Source organism: Vagococcus teuberi (assembly GCF_001870205.1).
GTDB lineage: Bacteria > Bacillota > Bacilli > Lactobacillales > Vagococcaceae > Vagococcus > Vagococcus teuberi.
The window spans coordinates 14,327-36,481 of the sequence record NZ_CP017267.1 but is presented as its reverse complement, the minus strand read 5'-3'; the positions used below and the strand labels follow the sequence as shown (position 1 = coordinate 36,481).

The window sequence follows — 22,155 nt, the reverse complement described above, 5'->3', positions numbered from 1 at the left end:
TTATAGTCTCCCTTATTTCAATAATTCTAAAAAGCTTTTTCCGTTTTCTGTTGGTTTAACATCAAAATTATCCGCAATTGTCGCAGAAATATCTGAGTAATAACCTTGTGGTAATTGACCATGTCCTTGCATTTTTTTACTATAAGCAAGTAATGGCACATACTCACGAGTATGATCTGTTCCCGGGAAGGTTGGATCATTTCCGTGGTCTGCTGTGATAAGTAATAAATCATCTTCTTGCATATTAGCATAAATTTCAGGTAAGCGGGCATCAAATTCTTCTAATGCTTTGGCATAACCTGGTGTATCCCTTCTATGTCCAAATAACGCATCAAAGTCAACCAAGTTAGTAAAACTTACTCCTTCAAAATCTTGTTTCATCACATCTAATAATTTATCCACGCCATCCATATTTGAAGCCGTACGGATTGCTTCTGTCATTCCTTGACCGTTAAAGATATCGTTGATTTTACCAACTGCGATAACATCTTTTCCAGCATCTTTTAGTTCATTTAAAACCGTACGACCAAATGGATCAAGGGCATAGTCATGACGGTTAGCTGTACGTTTAAAGTTACCAGGTTCACCTAAGTAAGGTCTCGCGATAATACGACCAATCATGTAAGGATCATCTTTCGTGATTTCACGAGTGTACTCACAAATTTTGTATAATTCTTCTAATGGAATCACATCTTCATGAGCAGCAATTTGTAACACAGGGTCAGCTGATGTGTAGATAATTAAGTCCCCTGTTTTCATTTGTTCTTCACCAAAATCTTCAATAACTTGTGTGCCACTATATGGTTTATTAGCACCCATAATAATGCCACGACCAGAAAATTCAGTGATTTTATCTAACAAATCTTGAGGGAAACCTTCAGGGAATACTCTAAAAGGTGTTTGAATGTTTAATCCAGCAATTTCCCAATGACCAGTCATTGTGTCTTTACCAACAGATACTTCTTCTAGTTTAGTCGCATAGCCTTTATGATCTTCAATTGCTTTGACACCTTTTAAAGGTTCAATTGTTCCAAGACCTAATTCTTCCATATTAGGAACATGTAATCCATGCTCAGCTATATGACCTAGTGTGTGACTTCCAACATCGCCAAATTTTTCAGCGTCAGGAGCTTCACCAATTCCAACAGAATCTAGTACTACTAAATGAATTCTTTTAAACATTACAATTCCTTCTTCCAAGTCATTTTTATATTTTAAAACCTCCCTCTGTTTAGAGGAGCTAGAGGAAGGAGTTAATTACTATTTAGATTTAATATATGTTTTACCGCCTGCTTTAGGTCCTTGTGCTTTACCTAGGAACAATACTAACACAATAATCGTTAACGCGTATGGAGCACTTTGTAGGTACACTTTTGGAATACTTGAAATAAATGGAATGCTGTCTCCTACAATACTCAAGTTTTGAGCAAATCCAAAGAATAGAGCTGCTCCCATTGCACCAAGTGGGTTCCATTTACCAAAGATCATCGCAGCCATTGAGATGAAACCTTGACCGGATATAGTTGTTACAGCAAAACGTCCAGCGATTGTTTGAGCAAATACTGCTCCACCAATACCGCCTAAAAAGCCAGAAATTAATACACCTGAATATTTCATACCATAAACATTAATCCCTAAAGTATCAGCTGCTTGAGGATTTTCACCTACTGAGCGTAATCTCAAGCCAAAGCGTGTTTTATAAATGACAAACCACGCAAGGACTGACACTAAAATAGCTAAGAAGGCTGGTGCTGATGTTTTTTCAAATAATAATGGCCCCATCACTGGAATCTTACTTAACCCAGGAACTTCCCAATAACCAAATGTTTGTGGCACTTGGTCTGTTTGACCTTTACCATATAACACTTTAACTAAGAAAATACTTAAAGCTGGTGCCATCAAGTTGATAACAGTACCACTAATAATATGATCAGCACGCAAGTTAATTGTTGCTACAGCATGAAGTAATGAGAAAATCATTCCGACAATTCCACCAACTAATAAAGCAATCCATGGTGTCCAAACGCCAAATACTCCAGCATATGTAATGTTAAACACAACTGAGCTGAATGCACCCATAACCATGATACCTTCTAACCCAACGTTAACAATCCCACCACGTTCTGAAAATGTTCCGCCTAATGCTGTAAAAACAAGAGGTGTTGAATAAACAAGTGTTTGCGTAATAATAGACGCAACTGTTGACATAGTATCTGCTGCCATCACGCTTTACCTCCTTCAACTTTGCTAGCTTTTGGTTCCTTTTTTGTTTCAAGTTTTGTTAAAATCAATTTGATTAAGTAGCTAATACCAACAAAGAAGATGATAGAAGCAATAACAACATCAACCAATTCAGTTGGTACACCAGCTAATATTGGCATACCTTGTCCACCTAATTTTAGGATACTGAACAATAAGGATGATAGTAAAATACCGATGGATGTTCCTCCACCAAGTAGTGAGACTGCCATACCATCAAATCCAATACTTAATGAGTTACCTTGAACAAAGAAGTTACCAAATGTTCCTAATCCATACACAACGCCACCCATACCAGCTAATGCTCCTGAGATGACCATTGATAACACAATAATACGTTTACTACTCATCCCTGCATATTCTGATGCAAATGGATTTAAACCAACAGCTGTAATTTCATAACCTAATGTGGTTTTCTTCATTAAAAACCAAATCAAGATTAAGAAAATAAAAGCAAAGATAATACCTAAATTCAAACGAGATCCATTACTAATTGAGGTTAAAAACTCTGTTCTAAGAGACACATTTGCCCCAATCAATTTAGTAGTTCCTTTAGTTGAAATAAATTTCTCTGGAATAACATTATTAACGATATGTGTACTTGTATAAAGTAAAATATAGTTCATCATGATTGTAACAATGACTTCACTTGTTCCAAAATAAGCTCTTAATAAACCAGGTATCGCCGCTGTTAAAGCTCCAGCAATCACCCCTGCTAAAATAGCTGCAGTTAAGGCAATTAATCTTGGCGAGTCTCCCATTGAAAGTCCAACCCAGATACTTGCTACCCAACCAGCCAACGCCTGACCTGAAAGCCCGATATTAAAGAATCCAGCAGCACTTGCCACAGAAAATCCTAAAGCCGTAAAAATTAAAGGCCCAGCTGTTACAAAAATTTCACCAATACTTTTTGGTGATTGAAATGCTGTTGTCAACATGGCTTGATACCCTTGAACTGGGTTATAACCAAATAGCAACATAATAATAGCACCTAATACAAATCCCATAATAACCGATAAAATAGGAACCAAGATTCCATTCATCTTACTAAATTTAAAATTACTCATTAGTTACACCTGCCTCTGTCCCTAATTGTCGTCGTGCTTCTTCCAATGTGTATCCAGCCATTAATAACCCTAACTCGTTTTCTGTTGTTTCTTTTGGATCAACAATCCCGACGATTTGGCCAGCATGGATAACAGCAATTCGGTCCGACACATTTAATATTTCTTCTAATTCAAAACTGACTACTAAAACAGCATTACCTTTATCACGGTGATTAATCAAACGTTTATGAATGTACTCAATCGCTCCAACGTCTAACCCACGAGTTGGCTGAGAAACAATTAGTAACTCAGGATCTCTATCCATTTCACGAGCGATAATCGCTTTTTGTTGATTACCACCTGAAAGTGATTTAGCTTGTGCATGTTCACTTGTTGTACGAACATCATACTCTTCGATTAATTTTCTCGCATAAGAATCCATATAATTGTAATTCAGTACACCGTTCTTACTAAATGGCTCGTGATAATAAGTTTGTAAGGCAATATTTTCAGATAATGTCATGTCTAAAACAAGACCATATTTATGTCTATCCTCAGGAACATGCCCAACATTTGATTCTGTGATTTGGCGAGGTTTTAAGTTCGTTATGTCCTTATCACGTAACATCACTTTACCTGACTCAATTTTCTTAAGACCGGTAATAGCTTGAATTAATTCTGTTTGACCATTCCCATCAATACCAGCAATCCCAACAACTTCTCCAGCTCGAACATCTAAATCTAATCCTTTAATTGCTTCCAATCCCCGATTATCTTTTACATATAAATCTTTAACTGATAAAATGACTTCTTTAGGATTTGATGGTTCTTTTTCTGTCTTAAATGATACCGAACGACCGACCATTAAATCCGCTAACTGTTGTGAACTAACGTCTTTTACGTTCACTGTTTCAATACTCTTACCTCGACGAATTACCGTACATCTATCCGCTACTTTTTTAATCTCATCTAACTTGTGCGTAATAATAATGATTGATTTTCCTTCTTTTACTAATTCCTTCATGGTCATAATCAACTCATCAATTTCTTGAGGTGTTAATACCGCTGTCGGCTCATCAAAAATCAAAATATTTGCACCACGATACAATGTTTTTAGAATCTCAACACGTTGTTGCATTCCAACTGAAATATCACTGATTAAGGCATCTGGATTAACTTCCATACCATATTGTTCTGATATTCGCTTTAAATCTTCTACTGATTTCTTCTTATCCAGTACACCAGATTTTGTTGGTTCATCACCTAAAATAATGTTTTCAGTTACTGTAAAAGCATCTACCAACATAAAATGCTGATGGACCATCCCGATTCCTAAACGTTTGGCATCAGTTGGATTAGCAATCGTTACTGGTTGACCATCCATATAGATTTGTCCACTAGTCGGCTGTAGTAATCCTGATAATACATTCATCAAGGTTGATTTTCCTGCACCATTTTCACCCAATAACGCATGGATTTCGCCTTTTCTAATTTGGAGATTGATGTTGTCATTTGCTTTGAAATCACCAAATTGTTTTGTGATATCCCGCATTTCTATGACATAGTTTTCCTCACTCATGATTTCACACCTCTTTATCATTATCACACTTCAAAGTTTAGACTTTGAAGGAAAGAGAAAACTTACTTTTCCCATTCCTTTAAAGCCTAAAAGAAAAACTTTATGGAAAAGTTATTCAGTTTATTTTGAACGCTTCCCATAAAGTTTTCTATCAACGACTTTTCAACAATTTTTATTTTTTAGCTGGTTTTTCTGGAACTTCTACTTTTCCATCAATAACTTCTTTACGAGCTTTTTCTACTGCATCAATTGCTTTTTGATCTAAATGACCTTTAGATAAATCAACTCCGCCTTCTTTAAGACCATAAACTAATACGTCTCCACCAGGGAATTCACCTTTTTGAGCTTTTTCAGTTACGTCTTTAACAGCAGTTCCTACACCTTTAATACTTGATGTTAAGGTGAAGTTTTCTTCTTTACCATCTTTGTCTTTGTAGTTACCATCTTCTTCTTGATCTCTATCTACACCAATCACCCAAACACGTTTGTCTGCTGATTGTTTTTCATTTAAGTCTTTAGCTTCTTGGAAGACTCCTGCACCAGTACCACCTGAAGCATGATAAATAATATCCACACCGTTTTGGTACATATTGGCTGCTAAAGCTTTACCTTTAGCAGGGTCACCAAATGATGCTGCATATTGAACGTCTACTTTAATTTTTTTATCTAATTCTTTTGCTCCATCTTCAACACCTTTAACAAACCCTGCTTCAAAACGGTCAATAACTGCGCCTTCTTCGCCTCCAACAAATCCAACTTTATCTGTTTTAGTAGAATACGCTGCTGCAATACCTGCTAAGTAAGCTGCTTCATTATCCTTAAATGTTAAAGATACGACGTTATCTTTTCCTTCAATAACTGAATCTACGATACCAAATTGTGTGTCTTTATTTTGATCTGCTGCTGCTGAAATGGCATCTGTTAATAAGTAACCAATACCAAAAATAGTTTCAAATTTACTTGCGACAGCTTGGTCAATATTTGTTGTGTATTGAGATGCATCTGTTGATTGGAAGTAATCATAACCATTAGCACCTTTTTCAAGTTTGTTAGCTTCTCCCCACTCTTTCAAACCTTCCCAAGCACCTTGGTTAAACGATTTATCATCCACACCACCAACATCAGTTACAATTGCTGCTGTATGAACTGTTTGATCTGGTTTTTCACCTGAAGTTGTTTTTCCACCAACGTTACCACCTGCTTTATTTCCCCCACAAGCTGTTAACGTTACTGCTAATCCCATAACTAATAATCCTGCACCAAATTTTGTTGATTTTTTCATTTTTGAAAAACCTCCGCTTATAATTTTTAGTTGATAGTTATTTTTCTACTTCTACAAATGAATATGGAAGTAGTTCTTTCATAGTTGTCTCTTTTGTGTCTCCATTTAAATTACATAATGTTATTGGCATATCTGGATCACAAAATTCGACTAAAACCTGTCTGCAAGCACCACAAGGAGAAATTGGTTCTTTAGTATTTCCAATAACTACTAAATGTTTAAATTCTTTTTCACCTTCTGATATTGCTTTGAAAATCGCTGTTCTCTCTGCACAATTCGTTAAACCGAATGAGGCATTTTCTATGTTACACCCCTCATACACTTTTCCTGACTTAGTCACAAGAGCAGCGCCTACAGGAAATTCAGAATAAGGAACATATGCTTGATGATACGCATGTGTTGCATGGTCAATCCAATTTTTGTTTACTGTCATAATATATCTCCTATCTTTATTACCTACGAACATCAACCCAAAGACTTTATCAGCTTATTTTGATATCGCCCGCCCCCTCTTTTTGATAAGAAACATCTCTTTTACCAACCTATCATAACTATACCAATTCTGTTATATTTAATTACTTAACCTGACTTTTCATTTGAAAACTCTTACTTTGTTAACATTACTTAATAGACGAGTAAAGTTATAAATCACTGTTATTTTATAATAAATTAGGTAAAAAAGACTTTAATCATTTATATTACTTCTAAAATTAAAGATACTATTTTTAAGAGAAATTATCAATATTCATTAGAATAATATGAACAATTTTTCATCATTTTTTTCCATTATTCGGTTATTATTTTGTGAATGAGAACTGGCTCTTCTCCCAAATCACCAATCTCTATATTCTCATAGATAACTTTTAAGACATCATCAACATTTTCGCGATTCGATTGAATAGTCACTAATGATTCGCCTTCAAATACTGATTCCCCAACTTTTTTATTCAAAATTAAACCAACTGCATAATCAATTTCTTCTTCTTTTGTTCTTCGACCAGCACCTAAAAGCATTGCTGCAACACCGATTTTGTCCGCAACGATTTTAGAAACAACACCAGTCTTTTTAGATGGAACTTCTATAATATAGCTTGCTTGTGGTAATTTTTCAGGAAAATCAACGACCGAATCATCCCCACCTTGATTACGAATCATTTCTTTGAATTTATCCGCAGCTGCGCCACTTGTTATGCTATTTTCTAATAATTGTCGTGCCTCTTCTAAAGTAGACGCTCTTTCTGCTAGAACAACCATTTGACTCCCAAGAGTGTATACCATTTCCATTAAATCTTCTGGCCCCTCACCTTTTAATGCATCAATTGCTTCTTTTATCTCATTAGCGTTCCCAATCGCATTTCCCAAAGGTTGTGACATATCAGAAATAATTGCCATCGTTTGACGATTTGCTAAATGACCGATTCGAACCATTGTATGAGCTAATCTTTCAGCATCCTCGATATTTTTCATAAAGGCACCATCACCTGTTGTCACATCAAGTACTATCGCATCTGCACCTGACGCAATCTTTTTACTCATGATAGAACTAGCAATAAGTGGGATAGAATCAACCGTTGCTGTTACATCACGTAATGCATAGATTTTTTTATCTGCTGGTGCTAGATCTCCGGATTGTCCAGTTACTGCAACGTTACTTTCATTAACAAATTTTATAAATTCATCATTTTCTAGTTCAACTTTAAATCCTGGTATCGCTTCTAATTTATCAATTGTACCACCAGTGTGACCTAATCCTCGACCACTCATTTTAGCTACTTTTGCTCCAACTGATGCCACTAAAGGAGCTAATACTAATGTTGTTGTATCTCCTACTCCACCAGTTGAATGTTTATCAACTTTAATTCCTTGAATGGCCGATAAATCAATCATATCTCCCGATTGACTCATCGCTGTGGTCATCCAAGTGATTTCTTCATCTGTCATATCATTAAAATATATAGCCATTAAAAGAGCACTCATTTGATAATCTGTTACATCACCTGTAGTATAACCATTAATAATAAATTCAATCTCATCTTTTGATAAAGCTAAGCCGTCTCGTTTCTTTTTAATCAAATCTACCATTCTCATTATGTGTTCCTCAATTCTCATTAAGTAAAACGATTTACTACAAATAATCTACTTAAGTAAATCGTTTTACTCTTTGTAGTATTAAACTAATAGCGCTTACAATTAGATTTTAACACGTTTTCATGTTTTGTCAATAGATATTGTGCTCCCTCGTTCAATAAACGTGGTTTCAAAAGTTTTATTAGGAATAATTTCATTAGGGTGCTCTATTTCTTGCAACAAATATCGGGCGGCTGTATAACCAATATCAAAAGCTGGTTGTTTGACTGTCGTTAATGGTGGATTTAAAAAAGCCGAGAGTTCTAAGTCATCAAATCCTACCACCGATAAATCTTTTGGAATAGATAAACCTAATTCATAGGCTGCTCTGTAAGCTCCCACCGCCATTTGATCATTTCCACAACATAATGCTGTGATAAATTGTTTTTCGAGTAATGCTTTAGCTGCCAAGTATCCACCCTCTATTGTCACAGGACCGTCTGCAATAAAGTCAGGATTATATTCAATATTATTATCTTTTAGACATTGATAATACGCATCGAATCGCTCTGTCATTTCATAATAACCGGATTCATTTGTCAGCATACCAACTCTAGTATGTCCATTATCAATCAAATGTTGAATAGCTTGATAAACGCCACTATATTCTTTTACTAACAGATTTCCTTCTGTTCTCGTATTAAGCCCCCTATCAATTAAAATATATGGACTTCCTTTTAAGTCACTCTCTAACTTTAGCGAATTTGGACTTGCTAATAAAATTCCTGCAACCGATCGATTTTGAAGTTGTTTGATATAATCTTTCTCTTTTTCTGCTGAATGTCTTGAATTACATAATAAAATCATATAATCTTTTTTATTAAAGTAAGCCTCAACACCTTCAATTACCTTGGAAAAAAATAAGTCAGTTACATCTGGAACAATCATTCCAACTGTTTTAGACTCCCTGTGAACCATATTTTTAGCAAAGTAATCAGGATTGTAATCGTATTCCTCGACCGCTTTCAAAACTCTTTTGCGTGTTTCTTCGCTAAATCTCTGCCCTTTATTATTTAATATCTGAGAAACTGTTGTCGTCGAAACACCTGAGATAGCTGCTATTTCTTTGATTGTCATTTTCATTTTTGTCACCTCAATTCATATGTCGCCTTCATCATATCAAAAGAGAGCAAAAAAGGATAGAATAAACAACAAAAAAGGTAAATAATAGATAATCTATTACTTACCTTAACAGTATAATCTTAGCTTATTTTTTTCTGAAGAATAATAAAGCTGAACCTAACATAGATAATACTCCACCAGCAACTAAACCAGCATTTACAGTATCATTTGTTTGTGGTAAAACAGCTGCAGATTTTTTGACTTCTTCTTTTTTTGTAGCAACTTTTACAGCAGCCTTTTTAGAGTCTGTTGTTTTAGTTTCTTCTTTTTTAGAATCAGTTGTTTTTTCTGCTTCTTTTGAAGATTCAGTTTTAGAATCTTCTGTTTTTGATTCAGATGTTTGATTTACTTCGTTCGCTACTTTTTCCCATACATCTGCATATGCGTCTTCTGCATCTTTGCTTTCTTTAGCAGATTCAGTATTCCAATCTTTTTTAGCTGCATCTTCCTTAGCTGCTTGTTCCCATGGATCAATAGTGATAGTGTTTGTTATTATCGGTGCCATTGCTGTCCCTGCTAATAATGTTGCTGTTGCTAATTTAACTTTTTTCATGTGATTTATCTATCATAGGTTTTTCTTATATATTATATCACTTTATAACCAAAGTTCAATATTTTGTTTTATTTGTAGTTGTTTTTCTATCTTAAAAAAAAGTATTATAATAAACAAATGCATTTTTTATATTAACGATTTTTTATTATCTGTTTATTACTTTGTTGTGATATAAAAAATAGCAAGTCTATGCTTAATAACACTAAGTTTAAATAATATTCGAAATTACTGATAGTTTATAAAATTATCAACTAATTTCTTGATATTTTTCTATAACAAACTTATTTTAATACACTATTTTTAATTATACAGACTAAAAAAGCATTTTATAATCGCCCTAACCCACTAAAAAGACATTATAAAATACTTTTATATTACTTAGTTAATATAATACCTAATAATAACCCTGTAATCTGTGCCCCATTAAATAATACTAAATTTTTAATGGCTACAGAAAACGTGGTTCCCTTTTCTTGTTTTTCATTAAATTGAGAGACATTCTTTTTAACCAGTGGAAATGTAACTAAAATAATCAACATGCTCCAATGATAAATGCCTACCATAACGCCAATGACTATCACAAAATAACAACTATACATTAATAAATCAAATAGATACACACCATTTTGTCTACCAATATAGAAAGGTAACGTATAACGATGATTTAAAATATCTTGATCTAAATCACATAGATTATTGGCTAGCATGATGTTGGCAATGGTAAACATCATAGGAATAGATGCCCATACACTGACGATTAACTCCTTAATATTGCCTGATAACATGAACTGACCGTTAGCAAATTTAAGAGCTAAAAATCCTGTGTCATAAACGTTTAAGTATAACGTGATAAAGAAAATACCAAATCCCATCGTCACACCACTAAATAACTCTCCTAATGGCATTCTTGATAATGGGACTGGACCAAATGTATAAAAGATACCAATCAAAAAACATAAACCACCCATTGGCAACAATAATAGACTTGTACGAAACGTTAACCATAAACCAATGATACTAGAAAATGTAATCATTCCAATAATCATGTTTCGAACTTTTGATACTTTTAACCCAGCTCTTCCAATAATATTAGTCAACTGTTGATAGCTATCATCCTTAGCTTTTAAATAATCCATCAGGTTATTAATCGCTGTGGTGGCCATATCAAAAATAAACATCCCAATAAAAAATAGAAACATATTAAACCAGTTTATTTGCTCAAAATAGTATAACGAAAATAACAAACCTATAAAATAAGGAAAGACACTTGCTAGTTTTGTTCGAATTTCAACTAATTCAAAAAACACTGCCATGAATAAAAAACTCCTTCTTTTAACACTACTTTAACTCTTTTATATCTTTAAGCTTATAAGGAGATTCTTTATTTAACTTAAAGTTACCTTGTAATCCTTTACTTATGTAGATACTATCATCTTTTGTAATAAAAATGGCATCGACACCATCTAAGCTATCTACATAAGCCATACCTTCTTTAACACCTTTAGAAAACACAGCTGTTGAAAGGGCATCTCCTGCAATCGATGTATCTGATACAATCGTCACACCTGCAATTTCATTATCAAATGGGTAACCTGTTTTAGCGTTAAACAAGTGATGGAAAACGTTGTCGCCAACTTTTAAATAACGTTCATAGATACCAGACGTTACAAGGGATTTATTTTTTTCTTCTACTGTTCCAACGACAGTATTTCTAGCTTCATTTGGATCTTGAATTCCGATTTTCCACTTACCTGAATCACTTCTAGGGTTGTCGCCTAACACGTAGACGTTTCCTCCTAAATCAACAATAGCACTTGTTACACCATTTTCTTTTAGCACATCAACTACTTCATCTGTAATGTATCCTTTAGCAATGGCTCCTAAATCTAGGCTCATCCCTTTTTCTTCTAAATAAACAGTTTGATCTTTATCATTTAGTACCACTTTTTTATAATCAACTTTTTTCAATTCTTGATCGATTTCACTTTGTTCTGGCTTTCTCGCATCATCAAACCCAATATGCCATAATTGCGTGATTGGTCCAATAGCTAAATCAAACCCTCCATTAGAGTCTTCTGTATAATTTACAGCAGCTTTAATCAAATCATATACATCTGAGCTGACCTTTACTGGCTTAATACCTGCCTGATCATTGATTTCATCCACTTCAGACCCTTTTTCATTAACAGTGATTTCTCTATCTAAGACACCTATACGATCAAACGCTTTTTTTAATACTTCTTCTTTGCCTTCATTGTAAATTTTGACTTGTACATAAGTTCCCATCAAAAATTGTCTTTCTGAGTAAGGCTCTTTTACAAGTTTTTCTTGTTTGGTTGTTGTATTTGAATCTGTTTTCTTACTTGAACACCCTGCTATTAAAAAACTCGTGAAAGTTAATAATAGCATAGCTGTGGTTATTTTTTTTTTCATGGATACTTCCCTCGCTATAAACTTTTTAAAATAAAAAAGGTGGCAAACTTAAAAGCTTGCCACTCATTACTAATCAAATATAAGTTTATTATTTTTCTACTTGATTGTCAATTTCAATTGTTTTAGTATCACCTTTTTCAGCTGCTTCAATTAATTGTTTTGCGTATTCTTTGAAGCTATCTGTTGAGTGTGTCGCACCAGTAATCGTATCAATATCTGAAGGATTTTGTTTTTCTAATAATGCTTTATTTAACTCTGGTATATATTTTTCTGGTGATGTTTTAGCAACTTTTTCCATTTTTTTGTTATAGTCTGCATCATCAACTTTTGATTTACCTTCTTCATTCACATTATCATATTTAGATTCGGTGATTTTTCCATCTTTTACAACTATTGTAAATACGACACGGTAACCATTATTGTAATTTTTTTCTTCTAACTTATACTCACCATCTTTTAATTCACCCATTACAAATGAATCTGCTGTTGATGAAGAATCTGCTACTGCTGTACTTGATGAAGCTGTACTTGATGAAGCTGATGTATCATCCTTTTTATCCCCACCACAAGCAGCTAACAAAATTGTAGATAACGCTAACATTGCAACGCCTGACACTAATTTTTTGAATTTCATATGAATAACCCGCCTTTTTATATTCTTTGTGAACTTCTAATCACTTGTAATCTTATAATATTGTGACTAAAAATGCAATGCCTTTAAATAACTTTATTCATATTTTCACATTTTTTTAATCATTCTCTCAATTCTTTCTATTTTTATTTTTTTGTTAATATCAAAGATTTGTTAGACTTTTCTTTTATAACACTGTATAATTGTAAGTAATTGTGTAAATTTTTTCACGTTCTTATAAATAGTACTATTCTGCACAATTCACAAACTAATTTTTATAAAAAATTAAAGGAGAGTGTTTTATGGCAAAGACTGAAATAGTAGTTGTCGGAGCAGGTTATTCTGGAATAGCTGCTACAAAGATGTTATCAAAAAAATTAAAAAAGAATCCAGATGCTCATATTACATTAATTGATCGTCATTCTTATCAAACGATGATGACAGAATTACATGAAGTTGCAGGTGGACGTGTGGAGCCAGAAGCAATCCAATATGATTTACAACGATTATTCTGCAAACGTAAAAATGTCAGTGTTGTAACAGATACAGTCATAACTATTGATAAAGAGAAGAAAATAGTTAAAACCAAACAAGGTTCTTATTCTTTTGACTACCTAGTTTTAGGTATGGGGGGAGAACCTAATGACTTTGGTACACCTGGTGTTAAAGAACATGGATTTACTTTATGGTCTATGGATGACGCTATTAAAATTAGAGAGCACATCGAACGTACTGTTGCACTTGCGGCTGTTGAGCCAGATGAAGCAAAACGTAAAGCGATGTTGAATTTTGTTGTTTGCGGTTCTGGATTTACTGGTATTGAAATGGTTGGTGAATTAATCGACTGGAAAGACCGATTAGCTAAAAACAATAAAATTAAACCAGAAGATATCAATTTAATGGTGGTTGAAGCTGCTCCAACTATCTTAAACATGTTAGACCGAAATGATGCTGGAAAAGCTGAAAAATATCTAACGAAAAAAGGGGTTAGCATATTAAAAGATATGCCTATCGTTGAAGTACACGAAGATTATATCATCTTAAAATCTGGTGAAAAAATCCCAACTAATACATTAATTTGGACTGCTGGTGTTAAAGCAAATAGTGATGCTGAAAAATTCGATATGCCTGCTGCACGTGCAAATCGTTTAGTTGCTAATGAGTACATGCAAGCAAAAGGTTACGAAGAAAAAAATATTTTTGTTGTCGGAGATTTAGTTTACTTTGAAGAAGCTGATAAAGAAAACCGACCAACACCGCAAATTGTACAAGCTGCTGAACAAACTGGTATCTGTGCTGCTAAAAATATTTTAGCAACAATAAATGGAACTGAAAAAGAAGCTTACAAAGGTAAATATGATGGATTCATGGTTTCCATTGGATCTAAATATGCTGTTGCATGTGTCTTTGATAAATTCCATTTAAGTGGATTCTTTGCAATGTTGATGAAACACATTATTAACTTAAGATATTTCTTTGATATTCGCTCAGGTTATTATATGTTCCAATATATTATGCATGAATTTTTCCGAATTAAAGATGAACGAAATGTTTTCAGAGGACATACGTCACGTAATAGTAATGTGTTATGGTCTGTTCCATTACGCGTATTCTACGGATGTGTTTGGTTAGTTGAAGCCATGAAAAAAGTCATTGGTAATGGTAAAGTATTACAACCAAGTACGTGGTTTGGTGATGGCTCATGGTTCACCAACACTGTTGCGTTTCCGTTTGAATGGTTACAACCAGCTGATGCAACATCAGGTGCTTCTCAAGCCGCTGATGCTGCTGCAACTACTGCTACTGCTGATCCAACGTTTGGATTAAGTTATGCCTTTGGTGAAGAACCAATGCTTGTCTTTAAATCAATGCCTGACTGGTTTGGATCTATTATGAAATTCATGATGCCAAATACTGAAGTTGCTTTATTTATGCAAAAATTCATGACACTATTTGAAGTAGCTCTAGCTCTAGCCATTATCTTTGGGTTATTTACTTGGTTAGCTAATGCAACTACGATTGTTTTAGTAGTTATGTTCTGTCTGTCAGGTATGTTCTATTGGGTTAACATTTGGTTCTTATTTGTTGCCTTTGCTTTAATGAATGGTTCTGGACGTGCCTTCGGATTAGATAAATGGGTTATTCCATGGATTCAACGCAAATTAGGTAATTGGTGGTATGGAGACGTCAAAGCTCGATACGGTGAAAAATCGTAACCTTAGATACTTCATCAGAAAGTTCTAGAATTATTTCTAGAGCTTTCTTTTTATTCAAAGTATTGCACTATGAATAAATTGATAGTATTCTCACTATGATAGGAGAATAATCATGTCAAAAAATAAAAAAATTATCTACATTGCTCTACTTGTTGCTCAAGGTGTTATTATAGGTTTACTTGAAAATATGATTCCTTTTCCTTTTGCGTTTGCTCCTGGAGCAAAACTTGGATTAGCTAACTTAATTACCATTATTGCAATTTTTACTATGCCTATAAAGGATAGTTTTACCTTGGTCGTTTTACGTTTATTTTTAACCACACTACTAGGCGGAACTGTCTCAACATTAATGTATAGTGCTGCGGGAGCCTTTCTAAGTTATTTTGGGATGCTTACACTCAAACAGTTGGGGCCAAAACGTATTAGTACAATCGGTATCAGTGCTTTTGGTGGCTTCCTACACAATGTGGGACAACTACTCATCGCCAGTTGGATTGCCAAATCATGGACTGTTATGCTCTACCTACCCATTCTTTCATGGATTGGTATTTTAGCTGGGATTGCTATAGGAATTGCTGCCAATTATTTAATGTTACATGTTAAAACACTACAGGAATTTCAGTTGGCCTATGATAAACATACTCTAAAATAAGGAGACTATTGATGGAACCTCATGATATGTGGACGTCATATCCGTCCTTAAAAAAAGACTTACAAAAAACATTAAATTTAATTTCAGAATCAATTTCTTTACCTAATAAGGAAGTAGAAGATGCTATATTAGCTATTTTCCACTCTGGTGGGAAACTACTTCGTCCAGCGTATCTGCTTTTATTCTCCGAATTTGGAACAAAAGTTGATAAGAAAAAGACCATTGCTCTTGCTGCTGCGATTGAAACACTTCATACTGCTACGTTAATTCATGATGATATTGTTGATGTCGCTGATACTAGACGTGGAACTAAAACGATGAATGCTTCTTTTAGCACTGACATCGCGGTTTACTCTGGTGACTACCTATTCATCGTTTGTTTTAAATTATTAATTCAATACCAAAATTCATTAAAAAGTATTGAGCTTAATACAACAAGCATGGAAAAGGTTCTACTAGGGGAACTTGGCCAAATGAATGAACGCTATAATATCAATGTCACTGTTGATGACTATTTAGCCAATATCACCGGAAAAACAGCTGAGTTATTTGCATTAAGTTGTTTTATTGGATGCTTTGAAAATGGCGGAAGTAAAAATCTTGCGAATAAATGTCGTGAAATCGGAAAAGACATCGGTCTTGCATTCCAAATTGTAGATGATATTTTGGATTATTCTCAAAGTGAAGAAACTCTTGGAAAACCTGTATTAGAAGATGTTAGGCAAGGGATTTATAGCTTACCTTTGATTTGTAGTATTGCAGAACATCCTGACTTTTTTGAGCCGATACTTAGTAAGAAGGACTCCATGACACAAGAAGATGCGAAACAAATCCATGATTTAGTAAGCGATTGCCATGGTGTAGAAAAAGCCTATGAGCTAGCATCTCACTACACAAATCGTGCTCTAGATGGCATCCAATCTCTTCCTAATAATAAACAAAACACTAAAGAAATAATCTATACTATTACAAAATCGATTTTACAAAGAACGTTTTAACCCTTAGTCATTTCCTTGACTAAGGTTCTTTTTATTCATATGGTTGCACCAACTGTTTAAACCCGATATAATCGGGGAGATACGATAGACATTACAACAACACTAATAAAGAAAAAGTGAGGGATTTATTTTGATTACTGTTTCAGATGTAAGTTTACAATTCCCGGATAGAAAACTATTCGACGATGTAAATATAAAATTCACACCAGAAAATTGTTATGGATTAATTGGTGCAAATGGTGCTGGAAAGTCAACTTTCTTAAAGATACTTTCAAATGAAATTGAACCAACAACAGGATATGTTGCTTTAGGACCTGATGAGCGATTAGCAACACTTAAACAAAATCATTTTGACTATGAGGACGAAACTGTGATTGATACTGTTATCATGGGACATAAACGTCTTTATGAAGTGATGCAAGAAAAAAATGCCATCTACATGAAAGAAGATTTTTCTGATGAAGATGGGATTAAAGCAGCTGAACTTGAAGGAGAATTTGCGGAATTAAATGGTTGGGAAGCTGAACCAGAAGCGGCAAGTTTACTACAAGGTTTAAATATCCCAGAAGATTTACATAGTCTAAAAATGTCAGAATTAACAGCTGGACAAAAAGTAAAAGTATTGCTTGCTCAAGCTTTATTTGGCCAACCAGATGTTTTACTATTAGACGAGCCGACAAACGGTTTAGACAGAGAGTCTATCGCATGGTTAGAAGAATTTTTAATCAACTTTGACAATACTGTTATTACGGTTTCCCATGACCGTCATTTCCTAAACAAGGTATGTACACACATGGCTGATTTAGATTTCGGAAAAATTAAGCTATACGTTGGGAACTATGATTTCTGGTTAGAGTCTAGTCAGTTAGCTGCTAGACTTCAAGCAGATCAAAATGCTAAAAAAGAAGAAAAAGTCAAAGAATTACAAGCCTTTATTGCAAGATTTAGTGCCAACGCTTCTAAATCTAAACAAGCAACTTCTCGTAAAAAAATGTTAGATAAAATTGAACTAGATGATATCCAACCTTCATCACGTCGTTACCCATTTGTAGGATTTAACCCAGAACGTGAAATTGGAAATGACTTATTGCAAGTTGAAAATGTATCAAAAACAATTGATGGAAAGAAAATTCTAGATAATATCTCATTTACACTAAGAAAAGATGATAAGGTAGCCTTTATTGCAAAAGACGATATCGCAACAACTATTCTTTTCAAAATTATTATGGGTGAAATGGAACCAGATACTGGTTCGGTTCGTTGGGGTGTTACAACATCTCAAGCTTATCTACCTAAAGACACAACAGAAGAATTCAACAATGATATGACCATCGTGGATTGGTTACGCCAATATGCTTCAAAAGAAGAAAATGATAATACATTTTTACGTAGTTTCTTAGGACGTATGCTTTTCTCAGGCGAAGACGTATTAAAACCTGTTAATGTTTTATCTGGGGGAGAAAAAGTTCGTTGTATGCTTTCAAAACTAATGTTATCTAAATCAAACGTACTTGTGTTAGATGATCCAACCAACCATTTGGACTTAGAATCAATTACAGCTCTAAATGATGGCTTAATCACCTTTAGTGGTTCTATTCTTTTTGCATCACATGACCACCAGTTTATCCAAACAACTGCAAATCGTATCATCGCAGTGTCAGATCAAGGTGTAATTGACCGTGCAGAAACAACCTATGATGAATTCTTAGAAAATGAGACAGTAAAAGAGCAATTAAAAAACATATTTAAATAAAAAAAACCGTTATGCTTTTAGGCATGGCGGTTTTTTAATCATATAAACTAAGCAATAATTCACCGTTTAGCCATTCACCAAGGTAAACATTTTGAATTTCTACTCCCTGTTTATTTAATTCATTAAATAACCAAGAATCATCGCGGTCTATCATTTCTAGTACATCTTGATTTATATATCCATTGGTAATCAGTGGATACTTTACATTTTCCTCACCATATAAAATAATCGTTAGTTGCCCATTTTGCTCTTGAATAGCTCGTTTAACTAAACGTGTTTCATAGACATTGGCTTGTCTTAATTTAAACATTAAATCATTAGCAGAAATGCCTTTTTTACTGCATTCATCTACCAATACTTTGCCGTTTTTTATCAATGTTGTGGGATATCCATCTATCATTTTTTTTACAATCGCAACATTCTCTTTTAAATATTTAAACAATGTGACTAAAAATGTCCACATCACCAACACAAGAAAGTATTGTAAGATTGATATTTGATCATTGTATATCATCCCACCTATAATCCCACCTAAAACAAAGTTCTGTAATTGATCTAGTGGTGATGTTGGTGCCAAGTTGGCTTTTCCTAATAAATTCATCTGGAAAATCAATGTAATAATCCCAATAGCTAACTTAATTCCTATATCTAAATACTCTTTCATTTTCTCATCACTTCCCTGTGACCTTGATTGATTCATCATTAACTAACACGGTCTCTTCTAACTTAAATGTTGTGAAATCACTGTTAAAATTTACCTGATAATACTTATTATTTATTTTCAATACCATCTCATCTTTTAAATATTTATAATTCACACTGATTGTTTCAGGATCAACTAATTTTTTCTTACTAACTGCATTTAAAAAGAAAAGCATCTGAGAGTAGTTTCCTTTTTCTGCCTTGCCTTTTTGATAGTCATTTGCCTGGATTCCTATTAAAAAGACTAAGAGTAATGATAATAGAATAATCAAATCACGATATTTTAATCGACTTTTATTTTTTGAACGCCTTAGAATCAATAATAAAATAATTATCAAAGCCAATATAACTAATAAATATTGATAAATATGGCTGTTACTAGATTGATTTACGAAATAATTGTATGTAAAAAACTCCATATATTGCAACTCCTAATTTTAATGATGACATAATTATACTATTTATCATAATAAATAGATAATATAATAACAAAACAGACATCTATTACCGTTAATTAATGGATGTCTGTTTTCTTATTTATTTTTCTTTACCAAATGAAAAAATAGCTAATGCGCCATACCCTGTATGACTAGCAATAGTTGGTCCCATTCGGCGTACTGAAACACTCTGCACATTAATTTTTTCTTCTAATATTTTTTTTAATGCTTCTCCTGACTCTTCATCCCCAGCATATGCAATCAAAATATCTTGTGTTGTTTCATTTTCTATTGTGTCTTTCGTTAACTCCACAATCTTATCAAGAGAATGTTTTCGTCCTCTAACTTTTCCGGTATTAATTAATTTTCCTTCAGCATTCATACAAATAGTTGGTTTAACTTTAATCATACTACCAAGCATAGCACTCGTTTTCGAAATTCTTCCACCACGTTCCAAATGTTTTAAGTCATCAACCGTCACCCATGAATGAACACGCGGTATATTAGTCTGAAGCCAATCTAAAACTTCTGATAATTCTTTTTTTTGTCGTCTAAGTGATAAGACATTCTCTATGATTAAACCTTCTCCTAAAGAAGCTGCTAATGAATCAACTATAGTAATAGGCACACTACTTCCACTTTCTTCTTCTAACATAGCTAAAGCTGTGAGTGCATTATTATATGAACCACTAAGCCCTGAAGAGAAACAAACATAGAGTAATGGTTGATTGCCTGAAGCGTAATCTCTAAAAATATCTAAATAATTGCCAATGTTAATTTGTGAGGTCGTCGGTGTTGCACCATTTTTTAATTCAGACATAAACCATTTATAATCAAGCGTTTCTTGAAAATCATCAAGATACTCTTTACCATCTAATTGGATTGTCATACTTATTTTTCGAATACCTGTTTCTTGCAACAGTTCATATGATAAATCACAACATGAATCTACCAACAAATCAAATTTATAAGTCATCTTTTATTTTCTCCCTGTGATTGATCTCATGCTATTATATAATAAAAAAATAGAGAGTTCGATAACTCTCTATTTTTGTTCTATTTATTGGGTATTTAAATTTGTTCCCAAACGTTTTCTAAGATATTTGTTTGTGTTCTATCTGGACCTACAGAGAACGTCGAAATACGGACATCAACTAATTCTGATACGCGTTTAACATAGTTTCTAGCGTTTTCTGGTAGTTCTTCTAATGTTTTACAACCTGTAATATCTTCTTCCCAACCTGGTAATTCTTCATAGATTGGTTTACATCTAGACAACTCTTTTAAACTTGCTGGATAATGAGTTATTTCTTTACCATCTAGTTCGTAAGCCACACAAATTTTGATAACAGGTAATCCTGTTAATACATCAATAGAATTCAATGATAGATTCGTAATACCTGACACACGTCTAGAATGTCTCATCACAACACTATCAAACCAACCAACACGTCTTGGACGGCCTGTTGTTGTTCCATACTCGCGACCTACTTCTCTAATTTGGTGTCCTGTTTCATCAAATAATTCTGTTGGGAATGGGCCATCACCAACACGAGATGTATAAGCTTTACAAACACCAACGACCTTATCAATTTTTGAAGGGCCGACACCTGTTCCGATTGTTACGCCACCAGCTAATGGATTAGATGATGTAACAAATGGGTATGTCCCCTGATCAATATCTAGCATAACTCCTTGAGCACCTTCAAATAGTACATGTTTTCCAGTATCTAAGGCTTCATTTAAGATAACTGATGTATCAGTTACGTATTCTTTAATTAATTGACCGTACTCATAGTATTCTTCAAACACTTCTTCAAATGAAATTGGATCGACTTCATATATTTTAGTGAATAGTTTATTTTTTTCTTCTAAATTCACTTTCAAACGTTCTTCAAAAATTTCTTTATCTAATAAATCAGCTATGCGAATACCGACACGAGCTGCTTTATCCATATAAGCAGGACCAATCCCTTTAATTGTTGTTCCTATTTTTTGATCACCTTTAGCATCTTCTTGTAGTTGATCTAAAAGAATATGGTATGGCAAAATCACATGTGCTCTGTCTGATATTCTTAAATTAGTTGTTGGAATATTGTGCTCTTTTAAATAGTTTAATTCCTTAATCAACGATTTTGGATTAACTACTACGCCATTTCCAATCACGCTTATTTTATCTTGGTAAAAAATACCAGATGGAATTAAATGGAGTTTATAAGTTGTTCCATCAAATTGAATAGTGTGGCCTGCATTGTCTCCACCTTGGTATCTTGCAATAATTTCTGCATTTTCACTTAAAAAGTCAGTGATTTTTCCTTTACCTTCGTCTCCCCACTGAGTTCCTACTACTACAACTGATGACATA

Annotated in this window: 20 protein-coding genes; 4 read left to right on the top strand and 16 right to left on the bottom strand. The window is 33.8% G+C overall.

Features of this window, described 5'->3' with window-relative positions; all coding sequences use genetic code 11:
- Window positions 1–12: 12 nt before the first annotated feature.
- The 12 genes from deoB to BHY08_RS00110 form a co-directional block, all read right to left on the bottom strand.
- Window positions 13–1,182 carry a phosphopentomutase gene (gene deoB, locus BHY08_RS00165; protein WP_071455959.1) on the bottom strand — a complete coding sequence of 390 codons (1,170 nt, stop codon included), beginning with the start codon at window positions 1,180–1,182 and terminating at the stop codon, window positions 13–15.
- Window positions 1,183–1,260: 78 nt separating this feature from the next.
- Window positions 1,261–2,223 (bottom strand): ABC transporter permease, encoded by a 963-nt coding sequence (locus BHY08_RS00160; protein ID WP_071455958.1) that lies wholly within the window; start codon window positions 2,221–2,223, stop codon window positions 1,261–1,263.
- On the bottom strand, window positions 2,223–3,326 hold the full coding sequence (locus BHY08_RS00155; protein ID WP_071455957.1) for an ABC transporter permease: 1,104 nt from the start codon (window positions 3,324–3,326) through the stop codon (window positions 2,223–2,225). Before BHY08_RS00155 ends, BHY08_RS00160 begins: the two co-directional genes overlap by 1 nt.
- Window positions 3,319–4,884, bottom strand: a complete 1,566-nt coding sequence (locus tag BHY08_RS00150; protein WP_071455956.1) for an ABC transporter ATP-binding protein — start codon at window positions 4,882–4,884, stop codon at window positions 3,319–3,321. Before BHY08_RS00150 ends, BHY08_RS00155 begins: the two co-directional genes overlap by 8 nt.
- 172 nt (window positions 4,885–5,056) lie before the next feature.
- Window positions 5,057–6,166 carry a BMP family lipoprotein gene (locus BHY08_RS00145; RefSeq protein WP_071455955.1) on the bottom strand — a complete coding sequence of 370 codons (1,110 nt, stop codon included), beginning with the start codon at window positions 6,164–6,166 and terminating at the stop codon, window positions 5,057–5,059.
- Between the two features lie 37 nt (window positions 6,167–6,203).
- Complete coding sequence (locus tag BHY08_RS00140) at window positions 6,204–6,602, bottom strand: cytidine deaminase (protein WP_370447149.1); 399 nt, start codon at window positions 6,600–6,602, stop codon at window positions 6,204–6,206.
- A 350-nt stretch (window positions 6,603–6,952) separates the two neighbouring features.
- The gene (locus tag BHY08_RS00135) at window positions 6,953–8,254 is read right to left on the bottom strand and encodes a pyrimidine-nucleoside phosphorylase (protein ID WP_071455953.1); all 1,302 of its coding nucleotides are present in this window, start codon (window positions 8,252–8,254) and stop codon (window positions 6,953–6,955) included.
- Between the two features lie 120 nt (window positions 8,255–8,374).
- Window positions 8,375–9,376, bottom strand: coding sequence for a LacI family DNA-binding transcriptional regulator (locus BHY08_RS00130; RefSeq protein WP_071455952.1), 1,002 nt, complete (start codon window positions 9,374–9,376; stop codon window positions 8,375–8,377).
- A gap of 124 nt (window positions 9,377–9,500) precedes the next feature.
- Window positions 9,501–9,968: an LPXTG cell wall anchor domain-containing protein gene (locus BHY08_RS00125; protein WP_071455951.1), complete on the bottom strand. Its 468-nt coding sequence runs from the start codon at window positions 9,966–9,968 to the stop codon at window positions 9,501–9,503.
- A 374-nt stretch (window positions 9,969–10,342) separates the two neighbouring features.
- Window positions 10,343–11,281, bottom strand: a complete 939-nt coding sequence (gene menA, locus BHY08_RS00120; RefSeq protein ID WP_071455950.1) for a 1,4-dihydroxy-2-naphthoate polyprenyltransferase — start codon at window positions 11,279–11,281, stop codon at window positions 10,343–10,345.
- Window positions 11,282–11,306: 25 nt separating this feature from the next.
- Complete coding sequence (locus BHY08_RS00115; RefSeq protein WP_071455949.1) at window positions 11,307–12,401, bottom strand: FAD:protein FMN transferase; 1,095 nt, start codon at window positions 12,399–12,401, stop codon at window positions 11,307–11,309.
- Between the two features lie 88 nt (window positions 12,402–12,489).
- Entirely contained in the window at window positions 12,490–13,035 is a 546-nt protein-coding gene (locus BHY08_RS00110; protein WP_071455948.1) for an FMN-binding protein, read from the bottom strand.
- 299 nt (window positions 13,036–13,334) lie between these two features.
- Here BHY08_RS00110 and BHY08_RS00105 point away from each other — a divergent pair, with 299 nt between their 5' ends.
- The 4 genes from BHY08_RS00105 (at window position 13,335) to BHY08_RS00090 (ending at window position 18,651) form a co-directional block, all read left to right on the top strand.
- Complete coding sequence (locus tag BHY08_RS00105) at window positions 13,335–15,248, top strand: NAD(P)/FAD-dependent oxidoreductase (protein WP_071455947.1); 1,914 nt, start codon at window positions 13,335–13,337, stop codon at window positions 15,246–15,248.
- 112 nt (window positions 15,249–15,360) lie between these two features.
- A complete protein-coding gene (locus BHY08_RS00100; RefSeq protein WP_071455946.1) occupies window positions 15,361–15,900 on the top strand; it encodes a Gx transporter family protein in 540 nt (179 codons plus the stop codon).
- Window positions 15,901–15,911: 11 nt separating this feature from the next.
- Window positions 15,912–16,898, top strand: a complete 987-nt coding sequence (locus tag BHY08_RS00095) for a polyprenyl synthetase family protein (RefSeq protein WP_071455945.1) — start codon at window positions 15,912–15,914, stop codon at window positions 16,896–16,898.
- 130 nt (window positions 16,899–17,028) lie between these two features.
- Window positions 17,029–18,651, top strand: a complete 1,623-nt coding sequence (locus BHY08_RS00090; RefSeq protein WP_071455944.1) for an ABC-F family ATP-binding cassette domain-containing protein — start codon at window positions 17,029–17,031, stop codon at window positions 18,649–18,651.
- A gap of 34 nt (window positions 18,652–18,685) precedes the next feature.
- Here the strand turns inward: BHY08_RS00090 and BHY08_RS00085 are convergent, their stop codons facing one another.
- The 4 genes from BHY08_RS00085 to BHY08_RS00070 all read right to left on the bottom strand — a co-directional run bounded on the left by BHY08_RS00085 (window position 18,686) and on the right by BHY08_RS00070 (window position 22,154).
- Entirely contained in the window at window positions 18,686–19,315 is a 630-nt protein-coding gene (locus BHY08_RS00085; protein WP_071455943.1) for a DUF421 domain-containing protein, read from the bottom strand.
- A 7-nt stretch (window positions 19,316–19,322) separates the two neighbouring features.
- Entirely contained in the window at window positions 19,323–19,772 is a 450-nt protein-coding gene (locus BHY08_RS00080; protein ID WP_071455942.1) for a DUF3290 family protein, read from the bottom strand.
- Between the two features lie 118 nt (window positions 19,773–19,890).
- On the bottom strand, window positions 19,891–20,766 hold the full coding sequence (locus BHY08_RS00075; RefSeq protein WP_071455941.1) for a DegV family protein: 876 nt from the start codon (window positions 20,764–20,766) through the stop codon (window positions 19,891–19,893).
- 95 nt (window positions 20,767–20,861) lie between these two features.
- Entirely contained in the window at window positions 20,862–22,154 is a 1,293-nt protein-coding gene (locus tag BHY08_RS00070) for an adenylosuccinate synthase (RefSeq protein WP_071455940.1), read from the bottom strand.
- Window position 22,155 lies beyond the last annotated feature (1 nt).

Bases quoted from the DNA above. Each gene is read 5' to 3' on its own strand.
- deoB (WP_071455959.1), bottom strand. From the start codon at position 1,182: ATGTTTAAAAGAATTCATTTAGTAGTACTAGATTCTGTTGGAATTGGT.
- BHY08_RS00160 (WP_071455958.1), bottom strand. From the start codon at position 2,223: ATGGCAGCAGATACTATGTCAACAGTTGCGTCTATTATTACGCAAACA.
- BHY08_RS00155 (WP_071455957.1), bottom strand. From the start codon at position 3,326: ATGAGTAATTTTAAATTTAGTAAGATGAATGGAATCTTGGTTCCTATT.
- BHY08_RS00150 (WP_071455956.1), bottom strand. From the start codon at position 4,884: ATGAGTGAGGAAAACTATGTCATAGAAATGCGGGATATCACAAAACAA.
- BHY08_RS00145 (WP_071455955.1), bottom strand. From the start codon at position 6,166: ATGAAAAAATCAACAAAATTTGGTGCAGGATTATTAGTTATGGGATTA.
- BHY08_RS00135 (WP_071455953.1), bottom strand. From the start codon at position 8,254: ATGAGAATGGTAGATTTGATTAAAAAGAAACGAGACGGCTTAGCTTTA.
- BHY08_RS00130 (WP_071455952.1), bottom strand. From the start codon at position 9,376: ATGAAAATGACAATCAAAGAAATAGCAGCTATCTCAGGTGTTTCGACG.
- BHY08_RS00125 (WP_071455951.1), bottom strand. From the start codon at position 9,968: ATGAAAAAAGTTAAATTAGCAACAGCAACATTATTAGCAGGGACAGCA.
- menA (WP_071455950.1), bottom strand. From the start codon at position 11,281: ATGGCAGTGTTTTTTGAATTAGTTGAAATTCGAACAAAACTAGCAAGT.
- BHY08_RS00115 (WP_071455949.1), bottom strand. From the start codon at position 12,401: ATGAAAAAAAAAATAACCACAGCTATGCTATTATTAACTTTCACGAGT.
- BHY08_RS00110 (WP_071455948.1), bottom strand. From the start codon at position 13,035: ATGAAATTCAAAAAATTAGTGTCAGGCGTTGCAATGTTAGCGTTATCT.
- BHY08_RS00105 (WP_071455947.1), top strand. From the start codon at position 13,335: ATGGCAAAGACTGAAATAGTAGTTGTCGGAGCAGGTTATTCTGGAATA.
- BHY08_RS00100 (WP_071455946.1), top strand. From the start codon at position 15,361: ATGTCAAAAAATAAAAAAATTATCTACATTGCTCTACTTGTTGCTCAA.
- BHY08_RS00095 (WP_071455945.1), top strand. From the start codon at position 15,912: ATGGAACCTCATGATATGTGGACGTCATATCCGTCCTTAAAAAAAGAC.
- BHY08_RS00085 (WP_071455943.1), bottom strand. From the start codon at position 19,315: ATGAAAGAGTATTTAGATATAGGAATTAAGTTAGCTATTGGGATTATT.
- BHY08_RS00080 (WP_071455942.1), bottom strand. From the start codon at position 19,772: ATGGAGTTTTTTACATACAATTATTTCGTAAATCAATCTAGTAACAGC.
- BHY08_RS00075 (WP_071455941.1), bottom strand. From the start codon at position 20,766: ATGACTTATAAATTTGATTTGTTGGTAGATTCATGTTGTGATTTATCA.
- BHY08_RS00070 (WP_071455940.1), bottom strand. From the start codon at position 22,154: ATGTCATCAGTTGTAGTAGTAGGAACTCAGTGGGGAGACGAAGGTAAA.